The organism is Paenibacillus sp. ALJ109b (genome assembly GCF_010747435.1).
GTDB lineage: Bacteria > Bacillota > Bacilli > Paenibacillales > Paenibacillaceae > Paenibacillus > Paenibacillus taichungensis.
Window position 1 is genome coordinate 98,750 of the sequence record NZ_JAAIFP010000004.1, and the last position, 20,666, is coordinate 119,415.

26 protein-coding genes are annotated in these 20,666 nt (G+C 40.7%); 15 read left to right on the plus strand and 11 right to left on the minus strand.

Going from position 1 to position 20,666, the window contains the following annotated elements:
- Positions 1-14: 14 nt before the first annotated feature.
- The gene (locus G3352_RS03510; RefSeq protein ID WP_163753837.1) at positions 15-776 is read left to right on the plus strand and encodes an ABC transporter ATP-binding protein; all 762 of its coding nucleotides are present in this window, start codon (positions 15-17) and stop codon (positions 774-776) included.
- A complete protein-coding gene (locus tag G3352_RS03515; protein ID WP_163753839.1) occupies positions 777-1,526 on the plus strand; it encodes an ABC transporter permease in 750 nt (249 codons plus the stop codon). It begins immediately after the preceding gene.
- Positions 1,527-1,866: 340 nt separating this feature from the next.
- Here G3352_RS03515 and G3352_RS03520 read toward each other — a convergent pair whose 3' ends face one another.
- The 4 genes from G3352_RS03520 to G3352_RS03535 form a co-directional block, all read right to left on the minus strand.
- Positions 1,867-2,778: a DMT family transporter gene (locus G3352_RS03520; RefSeq protein WP_163753841.1), complete on the minus strand. Its 912-nt coding sequence runs from the start codon at positions 2,776-2,778 to the stop codon at positions 1,867-1,869.
- 41 nt (positions 2,779-2,819) lie between these two features.
- On the minus strand, positions 2,820-3,209 hold the full coding sequence (locus G3352_RS03525; RefSeq protein WP_163753843.1) for a Rid family detoxifying hydrolase: 390 nt from the start codon (positions 3,207-3,209) through the stop codon (positions 2,820-2,822).
- A 117-nt stretch (positions 3,210-3,326) separates the two neighbouring features.
- Positions 3,327-4,328, minus strand: coding sequence for an alpha/beta hydrolase (locus tag G3352_RS03530; protein WP_163753845.1), 1,002 nt, complete (start codon positions 4,326-4,328; stop codon positions 3,327-3,329).
- A 26-nt stretch (positions 4,329-4,354) separates the two neighbouring features.
- The gene (locus G3352_RS03535; protein WP_163753847.1) at positions 4,355-5,248 is read right to left on the minus strand and encodes an MBL fold metallo-hydrolase; all 894 of its coding nucleotides are present in this window, start codon (positions 5,246-5,248) and stop codon (positions 4,355-4,357) included.
- A gap of 258 nt (positions 5,249-5,506) precedes the next feature.
- Here G3352_RS03535 and G3352_RS03540 point away from each other — a divergent pair, with 258 nt between their 5' ends.
- Positions 5,507-6,052, plus strand: a complete 546-nt coding sequence (locus tag G3352_RS03540; protein WP_163753850.1) for a helix-turn-helix domain-containing protein — start codon at positions 5,507-5,509, stop codon at positions 6,050-6,052.
- Between the two features lie 617 nt (positions 6,053-6,669).
- On the opposite strand, the gene G3352_RS03545 is transcribed toward G3352_RS03540, so the two are convergent.
- The gene (locus G3352_RS03545; protein ID WP_163753852.1) at positions 6,670-7,029 is read right to left on the minus strand and encodes a MerR family transcriptional regulator; all 360 of its coding nucleotides are present in this window, start codon (positions 7,027-7,029) and stop codon (positions 6,670-6,672) included.
- Between the two features lie 121 nt (positions 7,030-7,150).
- Between G3352_RS03545 and G3352_RS03550 the strand changes: the two genes are divergently transcribed.
- The 3 genes from G3352_RS03550 to G3352_RS03560 all read left to right on the plus strand — a co-directional run bounded on the left by G3352_RS03550 (position 7,151) and on the right by G3352_RS03560 (position 9,919).
- Entirely contained in the window at positions 7,151-7,789 is a 639-nt protein-coding gene (locus G3352_RS03550) for a nitroreductase family protein (RefSeq protein WP_163753854.1), read from the plus strand.
- Positions 7,790-8,552: 763 nt separating this feature from the next.
- On the plus strand, positions 8,553-8,819 hold the full coding sequence (locus tag G3352_RS03555) for a CD3324 family protein (protein ID WP_163753856.1): 267 nt from the start codon (positions 8,553-8,555) through the stop codon (positions 8,817-8,819).
- Between the two features lie 125 nt (positions 8,820-8,944).
- Positions 8,945-9,919, plus strand: a complete 975-nt coding sequence (locus tag G3352_RS03560) for a phosphotransferase enzyme family protein (protein WP_163753858.1) — start codon at positions 8,945-8,947, stop codon at positions 9,917-9,919.
- A gap of 509 nt (positions 9,920-10,428) precedes the next feature.
- On the opposite strand, the gene G3352_RS03565 is transcribed toward G3352_RS03560, so the two are convergent.
- Positions 10,429-11,319 (minus strand): alpha/beta hydrolase family protein, encoded by an 891-nt coding sequence (locus G3352_RS03565; protein WP_163754738.1) that lies wholly within the window; start codon positions 11,317-11,319, stop codon positions 10,429-10,431.
- Positions 11,320-11,450: 131 nt separating this feature from the next.
- Here G3352_RS03565 and G3352_RS03570 point away from each other — a divergent pair, with 131 nt between their 5' ends.
- Both G3352_RS03570 and G3352_RS03575 read left to right on the plus strand, forming a co-directional pair.
- Positions 11,451-11,960, plus strand: a complete 510-nt coding sequence (locus G3352_RS03570) for an SIKE family protein (RefSeq protein ID WP_163753860.1) — start codon at positions 11,451-11,453, stop codon at positions 11,958-11,960.
- A 166-nt stretch (positions 11,961-12,126) separates the two neighbouring features.
- Positions 12,127-12,267 carry a DUF2750 domain-containing protein gene (locus G3352_RS03575; protein WP_163753863.1) on the plus strand — a complete coding sequence of 47 codons (141 nt, stop codon included), beginning with the start codon at positions 12,127-12,129 and terminating at the stop codon, positions 12,265-12,267.
- A gap of 595 nt (positions 12,268-12,862) precedes the next feature.
- Here the strand turns inward: G3352_RS03575 and G3352_RS03580 are convergent.
- Both G3352_RS03580 and G3352_RS30805 read right to left on the minus strand, forming a co-directional pair.
- The gene (locus tag G3352_RS03580; RefSeq protein WP_024630061.1) at positions 12,863-13,063 is read right to left on the minus strand and encodes a hypothetical protein; all 201 of its coding nucleotides are present in this window, start codon (positions 13,061-13,063) and stop codon (positions 12,863-12,865) included.
- 102 nt (positions 13,064-13,165) lie between these two features.
- On the minus strand, positions 13,166-13,354 hold the full coding sequence (locus G3352_RS30805) for a hypothetical protein (protein ID WP_205524688.1): 189 nt from the start codon (positions 13,352-13,354) through the stop codon (positions 13,166-13,168).
- A 601-nt stretch (positions 13,355-13,955) separates the two neighbouring features.
- Between G3352_RS30805 and G3352_RS31030 the strand changes: the two genes are divergently transcribed.
- Both G3352_RS31030 and G3352_RS03595 read left to right on the plus strand, forming a co-directional pair.
- Positions 13,956-14,276 carry a hypothetical protein gene (locus G3352_RS31030; protein ID WP_240342918.1) on the plus strand — a complete coding sequence of 107 codons (321 nt, stop codon included), beginning with the start codon at positions 13,956-13,958 and terminating at the stop codon, positions 14,274-14,276.
- Positions 14,277-14,448: 172 nt separating this feature from the next.
- Complete coding sequence (locus G3352_RS03595) at positions 14,449-14,649, plus strand: alpha/beta fold hydrolase (RefSeq protein WP_240342919.1); 201 nt, start codon at positions 14,449-14,451, stop codon at positions 14,647-14,649.
- Between the two features lie 301 nt (positions 14,650-14,950).
- Here G3352_RS03595 and G3352_RS03600 read toward each other — a convergent pair whose 3' ends face one another.
- A complete protein-coding gene (locus G3352_RS03600) occupies positions 14,951-15,739 on the minus strand; it encodes an SDR family NAD(P)-dependent oxidoreductase (RefSeq protein WP_163753865.1) in 789 nt (262 codons plus the stop codon).
- 224 nt (positions 15,740-15,963) lie between these two features.
- Here G3352_RS03600 and G3352_RS03605 point away from each other — a divergent pair, with 224 nt between their 5' ends.
- The 3 genes from G3352_RS03605 (at position 15,964) to G3352_RS31035 (ending at position 17,268) form a co-directional block, all read left to right on the plus strand.
- Positions 15,964-16,347: a MerR family transcriptional regulator gene (locus G3352_RS03605; protein WP_163753867.1), complete on the plus strand. Its 384-nt coding sequence runs from the start codon at positions 15,964-15,966 to the stop codon at positions 16,345-16,347.
- 425 nt (positions 16,348-16,772) lie between these two features.
- The gene (locus tag G3352_RS03610; protein ID WP_240342939.1) at positions 16,773-17,117 is read left to right on the plus strand and encodes a DMT family transporter; all 345 of its coding nucleotides are present in this window, start codon (positions 16,773-16,775) and stop codon (positions 17,115-17,117) included.
- 67 nt (positions 17,118-17,184) lie between these two features.
- Positions 17,185-17,268 carry a hypothetical protein gene (locus G3352_RS31035; protein ID WP_345940723.1) on the plus strand — a complete coding sequence of 28 codons (84 nt, stop codon included), beginning with the start codon at positions 17,185-17,187 and terminating at the stop codon, positions 17,266-17,268.
- Between the two features lie 176 nt (positions 17,269-17,444).
- Here the strand turns inward: G3352_RS31035 and G3352_RS03620 are convergent, their stop codons facing one another.
- Positions 17,445-18,122, minus strand: a complete 678-nt coding sequence (locus tag G3352_RS03620; RefSeq protein WP_163753869.1) for an SDR family NAD(P)-dependent oxidoreductase — start codon at positions 18,120-18,122, stop codon at positions 17,445-17,447.
- Positions 18,123-18,277: 155 nt separating this feature from the next.
- Between G3352_RS03620 and G3352_RS03625 the strand changes: the two genes are divergently transcribed.
- Together G3352_RS03625 and G3352_RS03630 are read left to right on the plus strand one after the other, a co-directional pair.
- Entirely contained in the window at positions 18,278-18,862 is a 585-nt protein-coding gene (locus G3352_RS03625; RefSeq protein ID WP_163753871.1) for a TetR/AcrR family transcriptional regulator, read from the plus strand.
- 588 nt (positions 18,863-19,450) lie between these two features.
- Positions 19,451-20,017 (plus strand): NAD(P)H-dependent oxidoreductase, encoded by a 567-nt coding sequence (locus tag G3352_RS03630; protein WP_163753873.1) that lies wholly within the window; start codon positions 19,451-19,453, stop codon positions 20,015-20,017.
- Between the two features lie 338 nt (positions 20,018-20,355).
- On the opposite strand, the gene G3352_RS30810 is transcribed toward G3352_RS03630, so the two are convergent.
- Positions 20,356-20,541 (minus strand): hypothetical protein, encoded by a 186-nt coding sequence (locus tag G3352_RS30810; RefSeq protein WP_205524689.1) that lies wholly within the window; start codon positions 20,539-20,541, stop codon positions 20,356-20,358.
- Between the last annotated feature and the right edge of the window lie 125 nt (positions 20,542-20,666).

A 20,666-nucleotide genomic window follows, 5' to 3' on the forward strand; every position in this document is an offset into this window, starting at 1 on the left:
AAGGAGGAAGAAGCATGAGTGATGCAGCGATATCTGTAAAAGGGTTGAAAAAATCCTTTAATGAAAAGGAAGTATTACAGGGGGTGGATTTTGAGGTGCGGCGTGGCGAAATTTTCGCACTTCTGGGCGCCAATGGAGCCGGCAAGACAACGACGGTCAACATCCTTTCTACACTAATGAAGCCCGATGGCGGGCAAGTAGGGATTTGCGGCTTTGACGTCCAGCGTCAACCGGATCATGTGCGCCAGAACATTAGCTTGACAGGGCAGTTCTCAGCTTTAGATAACATGCTCACCGGACGGGAAAACCTGATGATGATCGCCAAGATGCGTGCTGTATCCAATCCAGCTCAAGTCGTCGACAATTTGCTTGCAAGATTCAGCCTGACCGATGCGGCAAACCGTCGGGTAGACAAATATTCCGGTGGGATGAAGCGTCGGCTTGACATTGCCATGAGTCTGATCGGTATACCAGCTGTCATTTTTCTCGATGAACCAACGACAGGGCTTGATCCCGAAGCGCGGATTGAAGTCTGGAATACCGTCAAGGAGCTTGCCGGCGGCGGCACGACCATCTTGTTGACAACCCAGTACCTAGAGGAAGCAGAACAACTGGCAGACCGTATCGCTATCCTGCATGGAGGAAAAATCATCACGACCGGTACCCTTACTGAACTCAAAGAGCTGTTCCCGCCTGCGAAAGTGGAGTACATCAAGAAGCAGCCGACATTGGAGGAAATTTTCCTAGCCATCATTAGTAAAAAGGAGGAGCTGTGAATGAAAAACATAACAGGGGTGTTACTGGAGCGTTTAATGCGAAACATCATGCGTAGCCCGGATACAATTATCACCGTAGCGATTACGCCGATTATGATGATGCTCCTGTTTGTCTACGTATTTGGCGGCGCCATAGAGACAGGCGCGGACAATTACGTCAATTATTTATTGCCCGGAATCTTGCTGATGGCTATTGCATCCGGCGTCGCATATACTTCCTTGCGGCTGTTTACGGATGTAAAGAGCGGGTTGATGGCACGTTTCATCACTATGCCGATCAAGCGCTCCTCGGTATTGTGGGCTCATGTGTTGACTTCGCTTATTTCCAATACACTTACTGTGGTGGTGGTTATCCTTGTCGCGCTGTTGATGGGTTTCCGCTCCAGCGCTAGTATTTTGGATTGGCTCGCGGTAGCTGGGATACTAGCGCTGTTTACGCTGGCCCTGACTTGGCTGGCGGTCATTCCCGGATTGACAGCAGGGTCTATGGAAGGGGCGACAGCCTATTCGTATCCGCTGATTTTCCTGCCGTTTATCAGTTCGGCCTTTGTCCCGACTGAAACCATGCCTAAAATTGTCCGTGCGTTCGCTGAGAACCAACCAGTGACTTCAATCGTGAATGCGATTCGTGCCATCTTGTATGAAGGGTCTGTTGGTAACGATATCTGGATTGCACTTGCCTGGTGTGTCGGCATTATGGTCACCGCTTATTTCTTCGCCAGTAAAGCATTTAAACGCCAGTTAGGGTAAGTTGAACGAGAGAATGGATTAGGGTTATTCATAAACACACCAAGGTTGATACGACCCGGGTCAAGAGTTGTCGAGGGACAAGAACATGGTCCCATTGAAGTCGCTATTTTAGCGGCTTTTTTATTTTATCGGTACAAGTTCTTGTCCCAAGCCAAGGACAAGAACTTGTACCGATTGCCGGAATAGACAAGAACATATTCCGATTTCTGATTAGATGCATATCTAAACATTTAGCGAATGTACTTAGAACTCATTAAGTACTATAATACATGAAAATGTTTACATTATTTTGGAACAACTGACACGATGAGACGTAAACACAGCTTTTATACGGCACTCATCATCCCTTTTCTGTATATGGTGTTAACACATTGTTATGAGAATTATTTATTGATGAACTCCCCAAAGTAGAAAGAACTACTCCGCTTACAATGAGGATGGAACCACCAGCTTGAGAGAAAGTAATCGGGGCGCCGATCATGAAGTATCCAAGGACCATGGCCACGAATGGTTGAAGATTCAGAAAAACGGATGCTTTGGCAGCGCCAACCTTCCGAATTTGATTGTTCCACATGATTGCACATAAGCCTTGAATGAGTAGAGCAGAACCGATTAAGAACGCCCACCACCCCAAGGAATGAGAGTTCTGCTCATAAGGTTCGCGCCATATTGCCAGCGGAAACACGAGTATGCAGCCCAGGAATGTTGAATACGCAGTTGCTCCGAGTGCATCCATTTTTTCTGTTAGCTTTCTCATTAGGATAGTAGAACCGGAGAATGCGAGCATGCAAATAAACATGATTCCCATACCTGTTGTCAGTGATACATGTAATCCTCTACCTTGGCTGACTACGAAAAAAACTCCAATAAGTGCAACCAGAGATCCTAATACCATACGCAGAGTGAATGACTCTTTTAAAAAAAGTCGCGCTAGCAAAGCGGTAAATATAGGAGAGAGCGATAAAATAAGCGAAGCTGTCGTTGCATCTATCGTCTGCAATCCTGTAAAGAAAGATACCTGGTGTAGCAACATCCCAATAATAGCGAGCGGAATTAAGTAAATGATATCCCGTAAAGTCAATCGAGTCATACGTTTGGACAAGATCAGATGGCCAATTAGGAACATGGAGGAGACGGCAAGGCGGTATGCGGAAAGATGCATTGCACGAAACTCATGCAGCAAGAGTGAGCCGAATACAAAGTTGCTTCCATAAAGAGTCGCACAAAGTAAGAGCAGCAGATAAGTTCGCAATCCAATGCGCCTTCTTTCGAAATTTGACTAATCCAATAGCCTTATTGGTTAAGCTGTCGTTTGATGGCAATCAGTTCGATCTCGATGTCAGCGCTACGTGGTAGCTTAGCTACCTGTACGGTAGTTCTTGCGGGATGATGGTTACCAAAATAGTGACTATAAACCTCATTCATTTGCCCGAAGTGATCTAGATTCGTCATAAAAACGGAGGTTTTCACAACGTCTTCCAGGGTGAAACCAGCTTCAGATAACACGTTCTGAAGGTTCATCAGGATCTGTTGAGTTTGTGCAATGATGCCTTCCTTTAATTGGCCTTCAGCATCGATCGGGAGCATTCCAGATGTGTAAATAACATTTCCGTTAGCAATGGCTTGCGAATAAGGGCCGATTGCCGCCGGCGCTTGTGTGGATGTAATCATAGCATGATTCATGGTGAATTTTCCTCCTTTAATGAATACAGAATTATTGTCGTTTTTGTTCGTTTAATAAAGCATCCGCAGCAATAAGCTGCGGATGTCAGATTGTATTGAAATCCACTAATCGCGTTATTATTGACCCGCTGGTGTGTAATTCTCGTCTAGAAATGATTGAACAGCTTGGAACGCTTGAACTCTATTTTTCTCGAGCAGTACCATATGAGTACCTTCTCCGATTTCCACCCAACGGCGATAAGCAGCTCCAGTTAAGGAAGTAAAGAAGTTTTGTGCCAAATCTATCGGTACATCGATATCCCACTCCGCATGAATGAGGAGTACAGGTACGGTGATATCTTTTGGTTCATAGAAGGCTTTGCCAACCGTCCAATATTCACGTATGTCTAGAATCGGTCCGTTGGTAGCGCGAATATGCTCAGGGTGTACGGTCTTGTTATTAGGATCGGAGGCTAGCGTTGCTTCAACCCATTTTTCAAACCAACCCTCAGGGAGCAAGCTGTCACGTTTTCCTTCAGGAGCAGCACTTAACCAGCGTTCTTTAGTACTGCCTGCGGGTACAAGGCGGTAAGAGCCAAGCGGGCCGCCTGTATCAATAGGGATTGGTTTGTTGCTCAGCCACTGAGGAGCAATAAGAGTTAACTTGTTCACCTTGTTGTTATTACTGCTTGTATATGCCCCGGCTACGGTACCGCCCCAAGACATCCCAAGTACATTGACCTTCGATAGATTGCGGTGCTTTAGGACGAAGTCTACGGCTGAGCCAAAGTCACGAACTCCGGTTTCTGTACGAACAAGTGGAGGATTCTGATCAGCAGGTTGCTCCATTTCTGGCGGCCTTGTGGATCCACCATAGCCACGAACATCTACTGCATAGACGTCATAACCATGACTAGCGAGGTAATCAAGGAAGGTGAAACCGTCTAGCTCCACATCATATAGGCTGCCAATTGGATAAGTAGCACCATGAACCATGACTATTGTTTTCTCATTAGAGAAGACAGTCATAGATGCAGGACGTTTATTAAGGACCGATAGCTCAATACCTGGCGTATCGCTAGCTATGTTAAAGTTCTCAGATGCGATGGAGATAGATTTGTTGAATGTGTTGTTAGACATTATATTTTTCTCCTCTCTTCGATGTATTAGATAAAGCGCCAGTTGAAGCCGTCTTCGCTTCGGGTGACGTATCCAGCTGAACTCTCTGGAAAGTGCGTACTAAAATAAATAATCGGACGATCGGCAACATATTCCAAAGCCCAGCGGCGCGAAATTCGGGCCTGATCGCCAAATTCACAGTACATCGAATTCCAATCCGGTCTCATAACTTGGAATGGGTGATGCATGATATCGGCACCGAACAAAGCTTCTTCACCACCCGATGAAAGACGAATGGACATTTGTCCAATGCTGTGTCCTGGAGTCGGAATAAATGTAAATAGTTCTAGAAACTTTCCGCCTTCAGGACTGATAGTTTCCGCCAAGCCCGCCTCAACGATAGGAAGTACACTTTCTTCGTAAACATTGAAATTTGCTTCATTTTCTTTGTTATGGCTTGCTTCGCTGGAGTAATACTCTTGTTCTTTAATAGGAAACACGTACTTGGCATTCGGGAAAGTCGGTATCCACTTGCCGTTAACCAGCTTCGTATTCCAACCGACGTGATCCACATGCAAATGAGTCAGTAGCACGTAATCGACTTCTTCTGGAGTAACGCCTGCCTCTTGAAGTCGCTCGAGATAAGGTAGCTGCAGATTGGCGAGCTCCGGATTCAGTGGCAGGTTTTTATCATTACCTGTAGCTGTATCTATAAGAATGGTATGATGGGGTGTCTTCACGACCCAGGTGCCAATACTCACGATGAGTTGCGAATTTTCGTCAATCAATCCCTCTGGGAAGAATTGTTGATTCTCTTCTAAAAAAGAGGGATCCCACGTACCGGGGAAATAAATTTCTGGTGGAACACCACTGATTACCATTTCGGTGACTCGGGTAACAGTAGTATCGCCTACGGTGTAAATCTTAGGTAGCTTAGTCATATGGCTAATCACCCTCCTTCAAAATTTCGCTGGAAATGAAATGCTATATTTTAAAAAAAACTATGTGTACATGTCCCGGGAACGTATTTGCACATCAGCCTTGTTAAAATCTTAATCCAATAATGTTGTTAAATCAACGTTTTTACACCGAAATTGAACCACCGTAAGAAAGCTTGCTATTGCTAGATATTTTAATTATTATCAAAATATAAATTTCGCTGAGAGCGAAAAAATTCAAATGTTCAGGAGAAATGAAAGATGAATTCTATAGGCGAGGTCATTAGAAATACCCGAAAAACTCAGAAATTAACTCTTAAAGAAGTGGCAAAAGCAGGATCTATCTCATTATCTTTTCTCAGCGAAATTGAACGAAACAAAGCGAATCCGTCGATAAGTGTCCTAAAACGGATTGCCAATGCGTTGAATGTGAATTTTACTGATCTATTTGGAGAGAAAGAGCAAAGCATCGTTGTGAGAAAAAATGAACGTAAACCGTTGGTACATTCTGAAGGCTCACGTATTACATGGTATTCCCTTAGCGAGGGAAGTAGAAATAAGATGGGACCCATCTTGGGGGTGCTTGAAGAAGGTGCGACTTCTGGTGATGTTGGTGTAGGACACAGCGAAGGAGAGGAGTTTTTGTATGTCCAGTCTGGTTGCCTGGAGTTTATGCTTGGGAATGATAGATATACGTTAGAAGAGGGTGATAGTATATATTTCGATGCCAAGACTCCGCATAGCTATAAGAATGTATGGAGAGGTGAGACCCTGGTGATTGCCGTGTCGACGCCTCCAACTTTTTAGGTTCAAGCTTATACAGGCTGAAGGTATTGCTGAAACCAAGAAAAAAGGGTAGGACTTGGGATGACCACAAATGAATCTGAATACACTTTTTACAAAGTTAAGAAGGAATATGAGCGCTCAATCATATGAAAGGCAGGGCAAGCATTAGAAAGTATCGCTCCTGCTGTACACACGAAAAAAAGAATACACAATAAAAACGGATTCTTTTTTTGGAATTGGAACGAAATGGAAACGTTGCTACAGAATGGTTTCACAAGCCATTTCAAACACGCGTTTTTTTCTAGAGTTTCCTATCCTAAAAAAATCACTTTTCCCACTTACTTACGACATAGTTAGATGAAGATGGTCAAATATTGAGAACAACGAAAAAAACAGCGTTAGCCTAGGGCTTGAAAAAACTCTTAGTCTATCGCTGTTTTTGCATTAAACCGGCCAGCCTTTTTGCATAAACCTCTATACCGTCCTTTGAGGAAACCAGGATGATGTCATTATTGAACAGCCAGCTTTTTATGAAACATCTTGTCCAATAACAGCATTTCTCCTTTTTGGCAACGGCATGATTCCCAAACTTTACATCAATGATAAAGTCATTGCTTAGAGCACCTGGCGGTATGCAATTAACATTTTGTTTGGAAATTTGCTTTTCCTTCCAATATTGCATGCAAGAATTTTTTCGACTTTCTCAATCTCTTCTGGAGATCTTCCATTTCTTTGATTTTTTGTTCAACCATTTTTTTCTTTGCCTCATAGCATAAGTTTAGTCGTTCATTTATTAGCAAACTTAATTCTTCTATAGAAAAGTCTACGGATAAAAGTGCCTTTACATCATCCAGAAATTCAACAATCTCCTCAGTATAAACACGATAATTATTTACATCCCTTTTAACGAATCTGTCCGGAATTAGGTTTTTACGTTCGTAGAATCTCAATGTTGATATAGGCAGACCCGTTAATTTTGAAACATCGTTTATTTTCATCGATGTGACCTCTTTATTCATTGTTGCTATAAACCTAGGTTCATAGTTCATAATACGGATATGATAACGAACGACACACATCCTGTCAAATAAATTGAACGTTATCAAAAGGAGAGATACTATGTTTAACCATATTCTAAATAACGATTTCGCAAGTGTAGTCAAGGGACGGCGTTCTGTGCGTCATTATGATGAGAACATAAAAATATCGAAAGAAGAGATGAATGAAATTATTTCGGAAGCCAGTTTGGCACCATCCTCTGCAAATATGCAGCCTTGGCGTGTACTTGTGGTTGATACTCCAGAAGGAAAAGAAAAACTAAGACCTCTTGTGCGTTTCAATACAGCACAAAACGATACTTCATCGGCCATGTTAATCATTTTTGGTGATACCGAAAGCTATTTATACGCTGAAGAAATCTACAATACAGCTGTGGAACAAGGAAAAATGACAGCTGAAGTACGAGATCGTCAACTCGGAGCCATTCTATCGATGTATCCGACACTACCAAAAGAAATCAAAGTTGAAGTTTCAAAAATCGATAGCAGCCTCTTTGCCATGCAGTTAATGTTAGTGGCTCACGCACATGGGTATGATACGAATCCAATGGCAGGCTTTGAAGCTGATCAGATAGCAAAAGCATTTGATTTAGATGAAGAGCGCTATGCTCCTGTGATGATTATTTCAATAGGAAAAGCGATGGAGGAAGGTCATGAGTCCGTTCGATTAAGCTCTGACAAGATTACATTTTGGAGATAACCATTTATAAGCTTGGTTTGTATTAAATTTATAAGATTGGATCGATCAGATATGGTGCTCGACAAAGCAAAACCGATGTTGGTTGTAGGCGGTACATGAACGCAAGGGGTCGGCATACTGCGACGAAAAAATCGCTGATACATTGTCTATGGCAGGTTCCAGCGAAACCGCGTCGGCCAAGTCCCCTAGGATCAACTCTGCCCCCTGTGCAGCCATTTGTCGGGCAATCGCAGCTGTCCAAAAAGTCCTTAAAATAAAAAGTTGGGCGGGAAAATTTAAGTTTTCCGTCCAACTTAAATGTCGCGGGATAAGAACATTGTTCAATTCAAGTCGCTATTATTTTTGTTTCAAGGAACCAAGTTCTTGTCCCAAGCTAAGGACAAGAACTTGGTTCCATTGCCGATAAGGTCAAGAACATTGTGTCATTACGGATATTTAAACAGTTAAATGATGGAAATCAATTCGCGTGACAAAACCAGAGTTATCGGGGTATTTATGCAATGCAGGAAATAGTCGAGAACTAGTGATTACGAATATTTGGGAATGCGTTACATTTATAATTTTGGGAGGGAGGGTTTCAACTGATGGGAAAATCCACAATCTGCTCCATGCAAAGTCTGTTCTATAAACAACGGCGGTTGTTTGTATGGAGCAAGAACGAACGAAATTTAACCGCTGAATCATCTCTGGCATGATGTTTACTGTTTATAGAATGACTTTGCTCCCTTAAATTTTTGAAAAAATTTCAAGGAGTAGAGCTAACATGAAATATGTAAATGCAGACAATATCTTTCCGGAAGAGTTGCTAAAAGAAATTCAGAAGTACATTCACGGCCGCATGGTTTATGTCCCGACCCCTGAAAAATTGCACAAAAAATGGGGAGAAAAATCGGGGAGTAGAGAACAGCTAAATCTAAGAAACGAAATGATCCGTCAAAAATATTTCAATGGAATGTCGATCGGTGAACTCTCGAATGAATTCGGACTTTCATACGAAAGCATTAAGAAAATCATTTACTCTAGAAAATAGATTTACTTGTAAGTCACATCGAGCTTTCTGATGTGGCTTTTTGTGTAGAATTTGATTCTGAATCAAATTCAGTATATTTTCAATCAGCACCTTTTGTTACCATAAAAATAAAGGGGAGAGGTTATATGGATAAACAGATTAAACTACTATACACACAAGATATATTGAGACAATCCGCGCAATGTTTTGGAATACGTGAAGACTCCATTTTCGAATTAAATGGGTTTCAAAATTTCGTTTATTCCGGGGTTATTGGAGATCGAGAAGTTATTTTAAGAATTGCCCATGTCACACATCGGAATAAATTATTAACAAGAGCGGAACTAGATTTTGTCATGTTCCTGGCTGCTCGCGGAATGAAAGTAGCGAGGCCCATTGAGTCTTTATCAGGGGATCTAATTCATATCATTGACGAGTCCTTTGTTGTGACAGCTTTTGAGAAAGCACCCGGCAGAAATGCAGTAATAGCCGAGGAGAGCAATACGTTTTATGAGAATATCGGTCAAATGGTCGGGAAAATACATAAGTTTTCACTTCATTATTCGTCCCAACATTCACGCTATGAATGGAATGATAATGCCCTATTAGCCTCATTTAAGAAGTATTGTCCGTTAGAATTACACGATAACTTTGATCGTTTAATTACTGAAGTTCGCGCTCTACCCAAGGAGAAAGATACGTACGGTCTTATTCATGGGGATATCAGCCCTGGCAATTATCTCAATGATGGGGACAAAGCCTTTATTATTGACTATGACGACGCGGAATATAGCTGGTTTGTTTCTGATATTGCTACACCATTACTTTATGAAATCCCTATTCCGTGTGTTGTGTCTGGAGATGTAAGGAAGGAGATTGCAAAGCGTTACTATTGCAACTTCTTAAACGGCTATTGTAAGGAAAATACTGTGAGTCAAAGTTGGTTAAACAAAATCCCATTATTTATTAATTTAAGGCAAGCTAGAGTATTAGCCGCGTTCTATAGAAGCAGAGATTTTAACGCTCCTGATTGGAGCGAATGGGATGAGCAAGCCCGACGCTTCTACTATGAAAATTTGTTAAATAACACTCCCTATATTGATATGGACTTTTTGTGTTAACGGGTACGATACGTTAACAAAGCCAGAAAAGGATGGCCTTTATATAATGGGGGACATCACGCTAATGTCGAGGAAGAACATGGTCCCATTGAAGTCGCTAATTTAGCGGCTTTTTTATTTTATTGGTAGTTCTTGTCCCGAGCCAAGGACAAGAACATAGTCCGATAACTGATTAGGTATATATCTAAATAATGTACATATGTAGTTAAACGCCCAGTAAGTACCATAAAATGAGCTTTGAAGCTGTTCGAGCTGGTGGGGTTATCAGTCTTGTTGGTGTAACGCATTATGAGGAGTTCTAGTTGGTTTTGTAAATCTTGTTGGCTTATGGCAGCCAACACCAAAATCGATCATAAATGGAGCAATTGTTGCCCCACATCTGGGATACGGATCGAATGATTTCATCCCTCTCTCGCTGTATATTATCCTTTAGGTTATAGACGTAAAGTAGATACGCTCCATTACCAGTAAGAGGTGGCTAAAGGAGCGTATCTAGCTCTTGTTAAAGTTTACTTGGATTCAATTCGACCGATTGGATTTGTATCTTCTGACAAAGCCTTTTGAACTGCCGACCAGCTGTCATGTTCAATATCGAGCGCATGACAAAGATAAGCCCATGAGACCAGCTGAATTAAGGCGACATGTTCAGGATTTTCATCTGTTGTTTCCGTAACCTCATAACCTGGGATTCCGCCAAGTGAGTGTTCTGCACCGAATAGGGTGAGCAGGCTCTCGGCTCCTGGGCTAAAGAAGTAGGGGGCGGACATCCATTCCGGGCCGCGGACGGTCAACTGATACTTTTGCGGGGTGTAGTCCTGATCCCCGACGATCACAAGCGTGGGCGTGGTCATGTGCGTGAAGCTCACGTTCAAGTGCGGCATATTCTCGGCCGCGAACGGTGTCAGGTTGTCTCCACCTTGTCCAGCGGTGGCGAACAGCACGCCTGCTTTGATACGCGAGTCGGACAGGTCCACGTCCTTTTTAGTTTCTGGGTCGAGGACTCGCAATCCCAAGAGATTACCCGCCGTTTGGCCGCCGAAGGAATGGCCAGCTGCTGCTATTCGACTTCGGTCAGTGCGTCCACTGAGGCCTGGTACGGCAGATTCAATAAGGTCTAAATTATCGAGGATTCGCTTCATGTCCTCAACTCGGTAACGCCAAATCCGTGATTTACGAGGATCGTTATGAGTAAGGCCAACCGTTCTCGAATCGAGGAACGTAGGTTGAATGACCACGAAACCGTGAGCAGCCCAGAAGTCGGTCAGAGGGCTATAGCCGTCAAGCGAAGATCCATTACCGTGTGCGAAAAGAATAATTGGCAAATTGCCTCCAGTTGTTGGGGCGGATATTTTCACTAACAAAATGAGAGAACCTGTCGAGGGACAAGAACATGATTCGATTGCCGATTAGAAGTATATCTATTCGATCTCTTCCTGCTAATTCATTAAGCTAACGGGCAGGTTAGCGTAACTAAACTTGCTCATTGCTCGTTTATCAAGATATAGGGCAACCGTATTCAAGGAGGTATATAATGAGAAGATTTGTATTGATGTTTATTTTTGCTTTCGCATTGGCTGCTTGTGATAATTCTGATGAAGATCTACCTGTTACCCAAGATGATCAGGGAATTCAGGATCTTCAAGCGGAAAACAAGCAACTTAAGGCTGAATTAGAAGCGGCTCAGAATACTTTGAATGAAATGGACATGAGTACAGTTAGAGGCCCTTTGAATGCAGCATTCAGAATAATTGACGCTATGAATAATAAAGATTACAAAGCCTTAGCAACATTATCTGTCCCTGAAGTGGCGTGGGATAATCAGGACGATACGTATACTTTACATGATGATGAATCTAAGCAAAATGTTTCTCTCTTATCACCAATTGGGTTAGGGAACCTAGAGTATCGCGGATTTGACCCAGTGAGTGAGAATGAGGTTCAATTATTTCTGGCAAAAGTAGATGATGGAAATGTTGCTATCTATATTGATTTTGTGAAAACTGGGGATCAATGGCTATATAAAGGCCATTTAACCAATTAAACAAGAGAAACATATCAAAATTCAAAAGATATCGTTCAACTTATGGGAAGCGACAGATCAATAAAACCAAAGGAGCTAGTGGATCAACATGATCGGCTGCCTTTATTTAACTACGGGCAGGTTAGCGTGGTATATTTAATTTAAAGTTCTAACAAGGAGGCCGCAAATGAATTCGATAACCTCGAAAGAGTTTGCAGAGTACTGTGCTCATGAAGAGTGGTCAAATTATAAAGCACATTGTATCTCATTAGACGAGTTCATTAGTGACTGGTTACCCAATATGGTGGAGGATCAGCATAAGCTGTAGATCTTTTGGAACAGAGATGATTCTGCAGTTCTTGAGATTCAAGTGCTACTAAATGATTTAGAGAAGGCATCAAATTGATTGCTGCTGATTTCAACTAGCGGACTGACAACCGGGATCGTTGCAGAAATGCTGACGATCCTTTTTTGTATATGTTTACGTATGAGTACTTAAATCACGAAAAGGGCTCCTCCGTAGACCAGGACGCCCCAAGTGCGGGTCAGCGATCACGTACCTGGATATAAAGGGAAACAGTGGGTGTTGCCCGGCAGGGTAGCTTGAAGAAAATGAACCGGAGAATGTTGGGCGAATCGATCAGATTTATGAGATGATCAAGGTCATTTGTAAGATATTTGAGGTTAGAGCCGGATACAGCTCAATAGAAACAAACTCTATATATCTTAAAACAGAAGATTCTATTTTCTGGCATGGGTGCTTGTAGGGGAGAATGCATGTTGGAGGAGATATATTTCATTATTTTCTGAAGATAAGCAGAAAAAAGGCATCTCATGAAGGAGATGCTTTTTTTCTTGAGTAGAAACATTGTTAGGATTGCTACTGGGTATCATTCGTCCTAAATCGAGAAAGTATAAATATATTACTCTCTTTTTTCATTATCTAATCGCCGACGAAATACCAAAGCCGAAACAGCAAATATAATAAAAGATAATGTTGAAGCAGCAGTAACCATCTTCAACACATTTCCTATTGGGGGGTTAAACAACAGAGCAATTGAGATGATTAAAACGGCACCTGTTAAACCCATTCCCAAAATCGAGATCGCTAAAATCTTGTTCATCAAATCACCTCACAGGTAAATTGAAACATGCTACTGCTCCAGTGATACCACCAGCACCAAGAACTGCATATGCACCAATACATGCAGCACATATCGGAGCAGTCACTGTGTCGGTACTGCACACGAACCACCGCACGCAACCGCAATAATATTAGCCGCCGTACCACCAATGCCAAGCACTGCTCCAAGGCAACATGCCACTGCGCCTACACTCTGCGGTTGAATTCCAGAGTTAACTGGCTCTTCTGCAAGCATTTCTTCATTTGTGATATAAGGTCTGTCAGTGTCCACGGATTTAACAACTGATCCATTCAAATACGTCTCAACTCGAAAGTTTCCTGCGTGCTGTAACACTCAAATTTGGAGATAAACTTAAACAGAAAATAGACAAAATCATTAATACTGGCAAAAAGACCTTTTTCGCCTTTAACATAGTAAACCTACTATTTTTTTATATTTCGTCATAATATTTATTCTTCAAGATTGATACCGTCTGTGCGCAATTGCTTAGATACCAGTTCGATAGCATCTGCATATTATAACAAGTTTTGAGGATTTCCCTCACATATAGACACACCGTAGGAAGAAATTCCACATATAAGTACGAAAACCCGTCTCTAAATATCTAAATAGTATCATGATGAAGATCATGTGGCGAGAAAAGAGCGCATGAATTTAAGAATTCGCTTGAATAACGATTTTTTGTATCTTGAACTAGTTTTTTTCGATCAAAGGCAAGAACTAGTTCATCGTTGAAACGGTTAATGTTGATAAGAAAATCTTTATCTGTTCCATTAAGCTAACGGGCAGGTTAGCTTAGTTACTTCACGAATAAATTAATATATCATAAATAATAGGTTGGGAACTATGAAAATCCCTGAGAGGTGAGTATGTGAAAGAGGTAATTAAAAACGTTCTACTGGGTACTGTAGTTTTTGTGGTTGGTTTTGCCATTATTTTTGTTCTTACAAGCTCCGATATTGAAGCTGAACTGACATATTATGCTGGTATAGCATATGCTCTTTTATACTTAGCAAGTGTTATATCTGTTTGCACCGCACTACTCCTTAAAAAGATGACTCATGAAAGTGCATTCAACTTAGAAGAAGCACAAAATTGGCTTAACAGACATCTTAAAAGATATGAAGAGTCAAGAAGATGTTTCCATTTCCGATTAAATGAATATCTAAGTGTAGTAATGAGTCTCTTATGAGCGACTAACAGGCTAAAGGATGGATTATAATCAAGAGACCAACTTCAAATTTGGGAAGTATCTTCATTGGAACTGTTGTGCAAAACTAATGAATAAATTAAGCGGTCCTCACGACAATGAACTCCTGATGAAACATTGGTACTATCTGTTGAAATACTTCAATAACTGATCAATGATGCAACATAAAATTGAAATACATACGGATAAGGAAATTGCGGAGTTGAAAAATAAGACCCTGTTCCTGATCGGTGAATACGATAGATTGTCGAACTATTCAAAAGCTATAAGGAGACTTAAAGACAACCAGATGAACTACAAAATCATCCCTGATGCAGGCCATGCAATTAATCATGAACAGGCTGATCTGATCTAAATAAGGAGGTTATTCGCTTTTTACAATGAACGAGCTACAGCCGAGAGAGGGAGCAAATGATCGTTATTCTGCTTTAAAGTGTGTTTTTTATACTGATGGGAAGTAATAGCACAATAAGAACAGAGAAGAAGCCGATCATTGTGATCGGCTTCTTATTAGTCCTCCGATGAAGAGGTACAAGAATATTGTGTCATTCCCGATTAGATTATTACCTAAATAGTTTAGTAATGGAAATTATATTGCGTAAATAAAGCGAATTTACATAAAAAGTCGCGGGATATCATTGTGTTCCTATGAAAAATTAAATGTTTTGACCACCAGAGATTTCGATTCTCTGTGCATTTACCCATCGATTGTCAGGATCGAGTAGACTGGCAACTGCAGGACCAATGTCGTCAGGCACACCCACACGACCAAGTGGAACCATTGAAGCAAACGCATTATTGTAAGCTGGCGTGTCACGTACAGCTCCACCTAAAAAATCGGTTTCGATTGCACCAGGGGCAATCGTATTAACAGTTATACCGCGGTGGCCGAGCTCTTTTGCCATATAGATGCTTAGAATTTCTACTGCACCCTTAGCTGCCGAATAAGCTGAGAAACCGGGATAAGAAACACGAGTAAGACCCGTTGAAAAGTTAACGATACGACCACCATCTGCAAGAAGCGGCAGTAACGCTTGAGTCAAGAAAAACACGCCCTTTACATGCACATTGAACAAGCTATCGAATTGGGCCTCTGTTGTTTCGGTAAAGCTGATCATTTCTCCATGACCTGCATTATTCACCAGATGATTAAAAGTAGCGCTGCCCCAATTCGTTTGTAAAATAGAACCAACCGTTTCAGCAAAGTCAGCGAAGCTGGATGTGTTTTCTATATCAAGTTGTAGAGCGATCGCTTTTCGTCCCAGAGCTTCGATCTCAGCAACGACTGATTTTGCTTCTTCTGCTTGGCTACGATAGGTCAAAATGACATCACCACCATGACGTGCAATGTTAAGGGCAGTATTACGGCCAATTCCTCGACTACCGCCAGTGACGATTGAAATAGTGGTCTGTGTAGCTTCATGTACGAAATTTTTCTTTTCCATCTTCATGTATCCTCTCAAAAAATGTTTTTTTATTTTACCTTGCTATCATAGTCTGTGAAGTTCACTTTAAGTCAAAGGTTTTTTTTGAATAATAAAAGAAGTATAATAAAACCTGATTTAATCATAGATTTCTTCATTTTTAGCATAAAATTAGAGAATCCAATTAGTGAAGTTGAAGGATTTTCTTTAAAGTGTACTTTAATAGGAGGCGACGAAATTTAATTATGTTGACTATAAAAGAAGTTACTGAAATAACGGAAATAGCTGCACACACCCTCCGATATTACGAAAAAGAGGGATTGCTCCCACATGTTAAAAGAAACGAAAATGGAAAGCGATTATACGATGAAGAAGATCTAAGTTGGATATACTTTGTTACAGCACTTCGGGCAACAGGAATGCCTATTGCCCAAATTCAACAATACGTTTACTTATACAAAGAAGGGGACTCCACAATTTCAGAACGAAAATTAATGATGCTCAATCATAAAAAAGATATCGAACGAAGTATAAGGGATCTCTATTTTAACTTGGATAAAATAAATTATAAGCTTGCTCTATATGATGTTCTAGAATCTCAAATTGAACGAACTAGTATTAAAATTTAGGATTAACATAAGAATTAGCGGTAGATATCTTTATTACAAAGTTCTGCGTGGTAACCAAATATGATGGTTAAATTTAAACTTCATGGTTGAGTGCGCTCTTCAGAGGCGCCCCGCCAAAAGGGGCGTTTTTTCGTTTCTTTTTATCGTTTTTTAGGGAAGTTACATGTACAGAATACATAGTAAACAGGTGTAGGAATCGAAATGAAGCGGTACGATTGATGGGAAGTTTTGAGAATGTCTATAATACGTAAATAATATACATTAATGGATCTGACCCTCAGATTAATACAACTCTCTTGCCGTCCGAAGAAAGAGTTTCACCCCGTGTGAAGACTCTTTAAATGAAGGAACAGCCAGGTGAATCTCTCTCTCGGGTTGCGGATCAATCGTCCTGATGCGAACATTAGGCGGTATTGACGTTGACTATGATCTTTGGTGGAATTATATTGTTAGTTACGGAGACAACCGTTGAAAATTGGACGGATATCACTTGGAATCAGCAATTCATCTCGACATTATCCATTATTGCAATCTTCTGTTCGGCGCTAACTTGGCTAGTTTTCTTTTTGCTTGTTCGATCAGGGGAAGCCGGAAGAATCGGATCGTTTAACTTTCTGGTCCCACTTATTGCAATAGTGATCAGCGTTATCTTTTTGGGAGAAACGATTACTACGAAGAGGGTATTTGGACTTGTTCTGATTATCATTGGAATTGGACTAGTAAATCTTAAAATAAAATCCCAGCGAAATCATAGTAATATGAGGGGATAATTAGACACCTGGGATATCACAACGAATGCTGACTTTACAGTTCAGGGAACTCTAAGCGGATGGAATTGTGAAGAGGGAGGTAGATAATACTGCGCCACCAAAAGTAGAATATTTCCTAAGGAACAAGGGGGGGATTATCGAGTATCATTGATTCTATAAGGGGTTGGGGAAAAGAGTTTCGAACCTAAGTCTGTGTTTACCAAATAAATGATTTTAAAAAACGCGAGCAAAACTATAATTTAAGTTTTGTTCGCGTTCTTTGTTTATGTGGTGTGGTTTCGATTTTTAAACGAAAAAATAGTTCACAAATGACGAAGAAAATTTCAATTAAGAAATCGTCGTCGGATCAAAATCGGGAGGGAATATTTGTTCAAAACATTCCTTTCTCTCATATAATTTATACCAAGCGTTTGCAATAGCATCCGGGTCCCCGGCTGTACCTAGTTGTATCATGGTCCCAATTGAAAGATGTCCGACATACACACCTTTTTCTTTTAACTCATTGTGCAAGTTTGTCGCATAATTACGAATACCCGCCCCAACAATTCCGGCATTCCCTGCAAAAGTTAAAGGGAACATCGCAGATATCCCTGTTGTAAACAGAACTGCGCCAGAACCACTATTGATCATATCGGGCAGCACCTCATTGACGGAAAGAACGGCTGGCAGCAAGTAGCTGTTCATTAAATCTAATACACTTTGAGGCGTAGTTCCAAGCACATCTGTGAAATGATCCCCTTTGGCATAGGGGCTAAATTCCAGCACATCAATCGAACCAAACACTTTCTTTGCAGATTGGATGGCTTGTTTTAATGCGGCTAAATCGGTGATATCTGCGACAAAAGACTGCGTTTGAATATTTAATTTTTGAAGTTCAGACTCGATCATTGCTAATTTCTCAGGGTTACGTGCAATGGCTGCCACCCTAAATCCGTGCTTCCCGAATTTTTTGGCGAGAGATAAACCTAATCCGGGACCTGCACCAACAATGGCAATAGTTTTCATTTTTCATTTACTCCTTGTCTGTATTATATTAAAGTAACATTCTGTTGCTTTAGTATAACTATAACTTTCAATGAAATAATGCAACAATCAACAACCGTGTGCGAATGTTGCTATAACAACAAATATGATAAATTGTCGGGAGAGAGGTGAGGAACATGGCATCAAAAGTAAGGAATTTACGAAACACACATACCAAACAGTCATTAATTAATGCTTTTTATAGTTTGGTATCTAAAAAGGATTTCGAAAAAATCACAATAGCAGATATAACAAAGGAAGCGCAAGTTAATAGGGCTACTTTTTATGCACACTTTAATGATAATGATAAATACGATTTAATAGAGTATCTTATGGGGGATTTTGCTTCGGTTTCTATCAATAAGCATACTTTAGGTATTGTAAAGTTTGATCAGGATAGTATATATCAACTTGTTCTAGCGGTATTGGATTTTTATCAACAACCGAACATTGAATGTCGCAGCAGCTATGGTGGCTTGGTGTTACCTCAAATGAAAGAAAAAATAATAAATGAATTGAAGGTTTTTTTGTCGAAAAGTTTGGAACATATGTATAAAGATAACGAAACGAATATGTTTATTCCAATTTTTGTACAAATCATCCATGAAGGGGCCTTGCAATTGGCTAGTGGTAAAATCACTATGAATAAGGAGAAATTTGCCAATAAGATTGCATTATTTGTAACAGGTAGATCTGGTATTTTTGAGGAAACAGTACGCTAACAAATAACACAGGATGGAGCTGTGAAAAGGACAGTTCCATCATTAGGTCCCCGTTTTCGTTTGTAGATACAATGATTTCAAAAAATAAGTACAGCGAAAGTTAGGATTAGCTTTACCAACGTTTTTCAATACGATGAGTTACGGTTAGTCGCCATAATGGAGTGAAAAATTGATTTATTAAAAATAAATTTTCAACTTAGTAGCCATAACATAAAGGTTTTTATGAAATATGATTTGCATTATAGGAAAAGATAACATACAATATCAACATGTTAGTGATTGATCAATCACAATCTTTAAAAACAAAGGAGCAAGTAGACCAAGTAGGGACTACAACTCATCCAATAAGGCCAAACGCTGCCTCTCAGAGCGCATTTCGTGACATGACATCCATCTTCTCAGGGAATCAGGTTTACTGATACTTCACGACAAACATTTGATGAGAAAGGCTTGATTGGAGAAAGGTCTTTTACCATGATTTGAGGCAGACAGCTCCTACAGATTTTCCAGACAAAATAATATTTCATTTAATGTGATTGATCAATCAATAACTACTATAGTGCTTTCAAAATGAAAGGAGACATCCCTATGAAACATTTAATTGTGTACGCTCATCCGAGAAAAGAAAGTTTTAACCATGCCATTTTAGAAACTACCGTCCAAGGCCTTCGCCAAAAAGGACATGAAGTCACCGTACGCGATTTATACGAGATGGAGTTTCAACCCGTCATTAGCAGCAGTGAAATTTTGGGTGGAGTTGGCGAAGACATTGAACAGGAGCAGGAATATCTGAAGTGGTCGGACGTCATTACTTTCATTTATCCGATATGGTGGACTGGACTGCCTGCAATTGTCAAAGGCTATATTGAGCGGGTCTTCACTTACGGATTTGCCTACCGTTACGTGAATGGGGAGCAGAAAGGATTGCTGAAAGGCAAAAAGGCCATAATCATCAACACGCAAGGAAAATCGCATGCCCAGTATGCTGCCAGCGGCATGGATAAGGCGCTACTCCTGACTTCCGACAAGGGGATCTTTGAATATTGCGGCATAGAAGTGTTGCATCATGAATTTTTCGAGTCCGTACCGAGTTCCGATGAGGCAACGCGAACAGCTTGGTTGAAACAGATCGAAGAGATGGTAGGCAAAGCGTAAGTAAAATTTATAGTTAAGGATGACAGAACACCTCTTTAGAGCCATTTTTCGGTACTTTTCTTTAAGATGATTTAACAATTGTTGTTGGCTGGTTGAGGAATACAAACTGTAGTAAACATAAATTAGAATACCGATTATGAATTATTCCAGATGCGATTCTGGCTATAGGGAGAGAATTGCCCATCAATAGTAATTGATTCATTACTAACAAGTGGATGATAGCTTTTTTAAACGAAAACCTGTGCCGGATAATAGCCAATTCGAGCAGCCGGAATTAATTCAGGAGGGATTAGGACTTCATTGGTAATATTAATGAGCGTATAAGTGCTTCGCCGTTGTCAGCCCTTCGCGATGCTGACGACACCTTCATTGATATTCCATTGGGACTGCTGCATGATTTTTTTTGCTAAGGCAGTATCCCTTTGCGCAAGGGCTTGAAAAATAGCTTCGTCAACGAGTGCTGTTTGCCGCGGAAGAATCCCGTTTGAACCGGGGTAAATCGATTGATTTAAAGGAATAAGCAAAAGATATAAGCAAAGATTTACTAGCGATTGCTTCCAGGAATGGGGGAAGCAATCGCTATGTTTTTTTGCGGATATTTTTATTTTTTGTCCGCCACATGTGTACAATAAATAAAAAAGATGATACA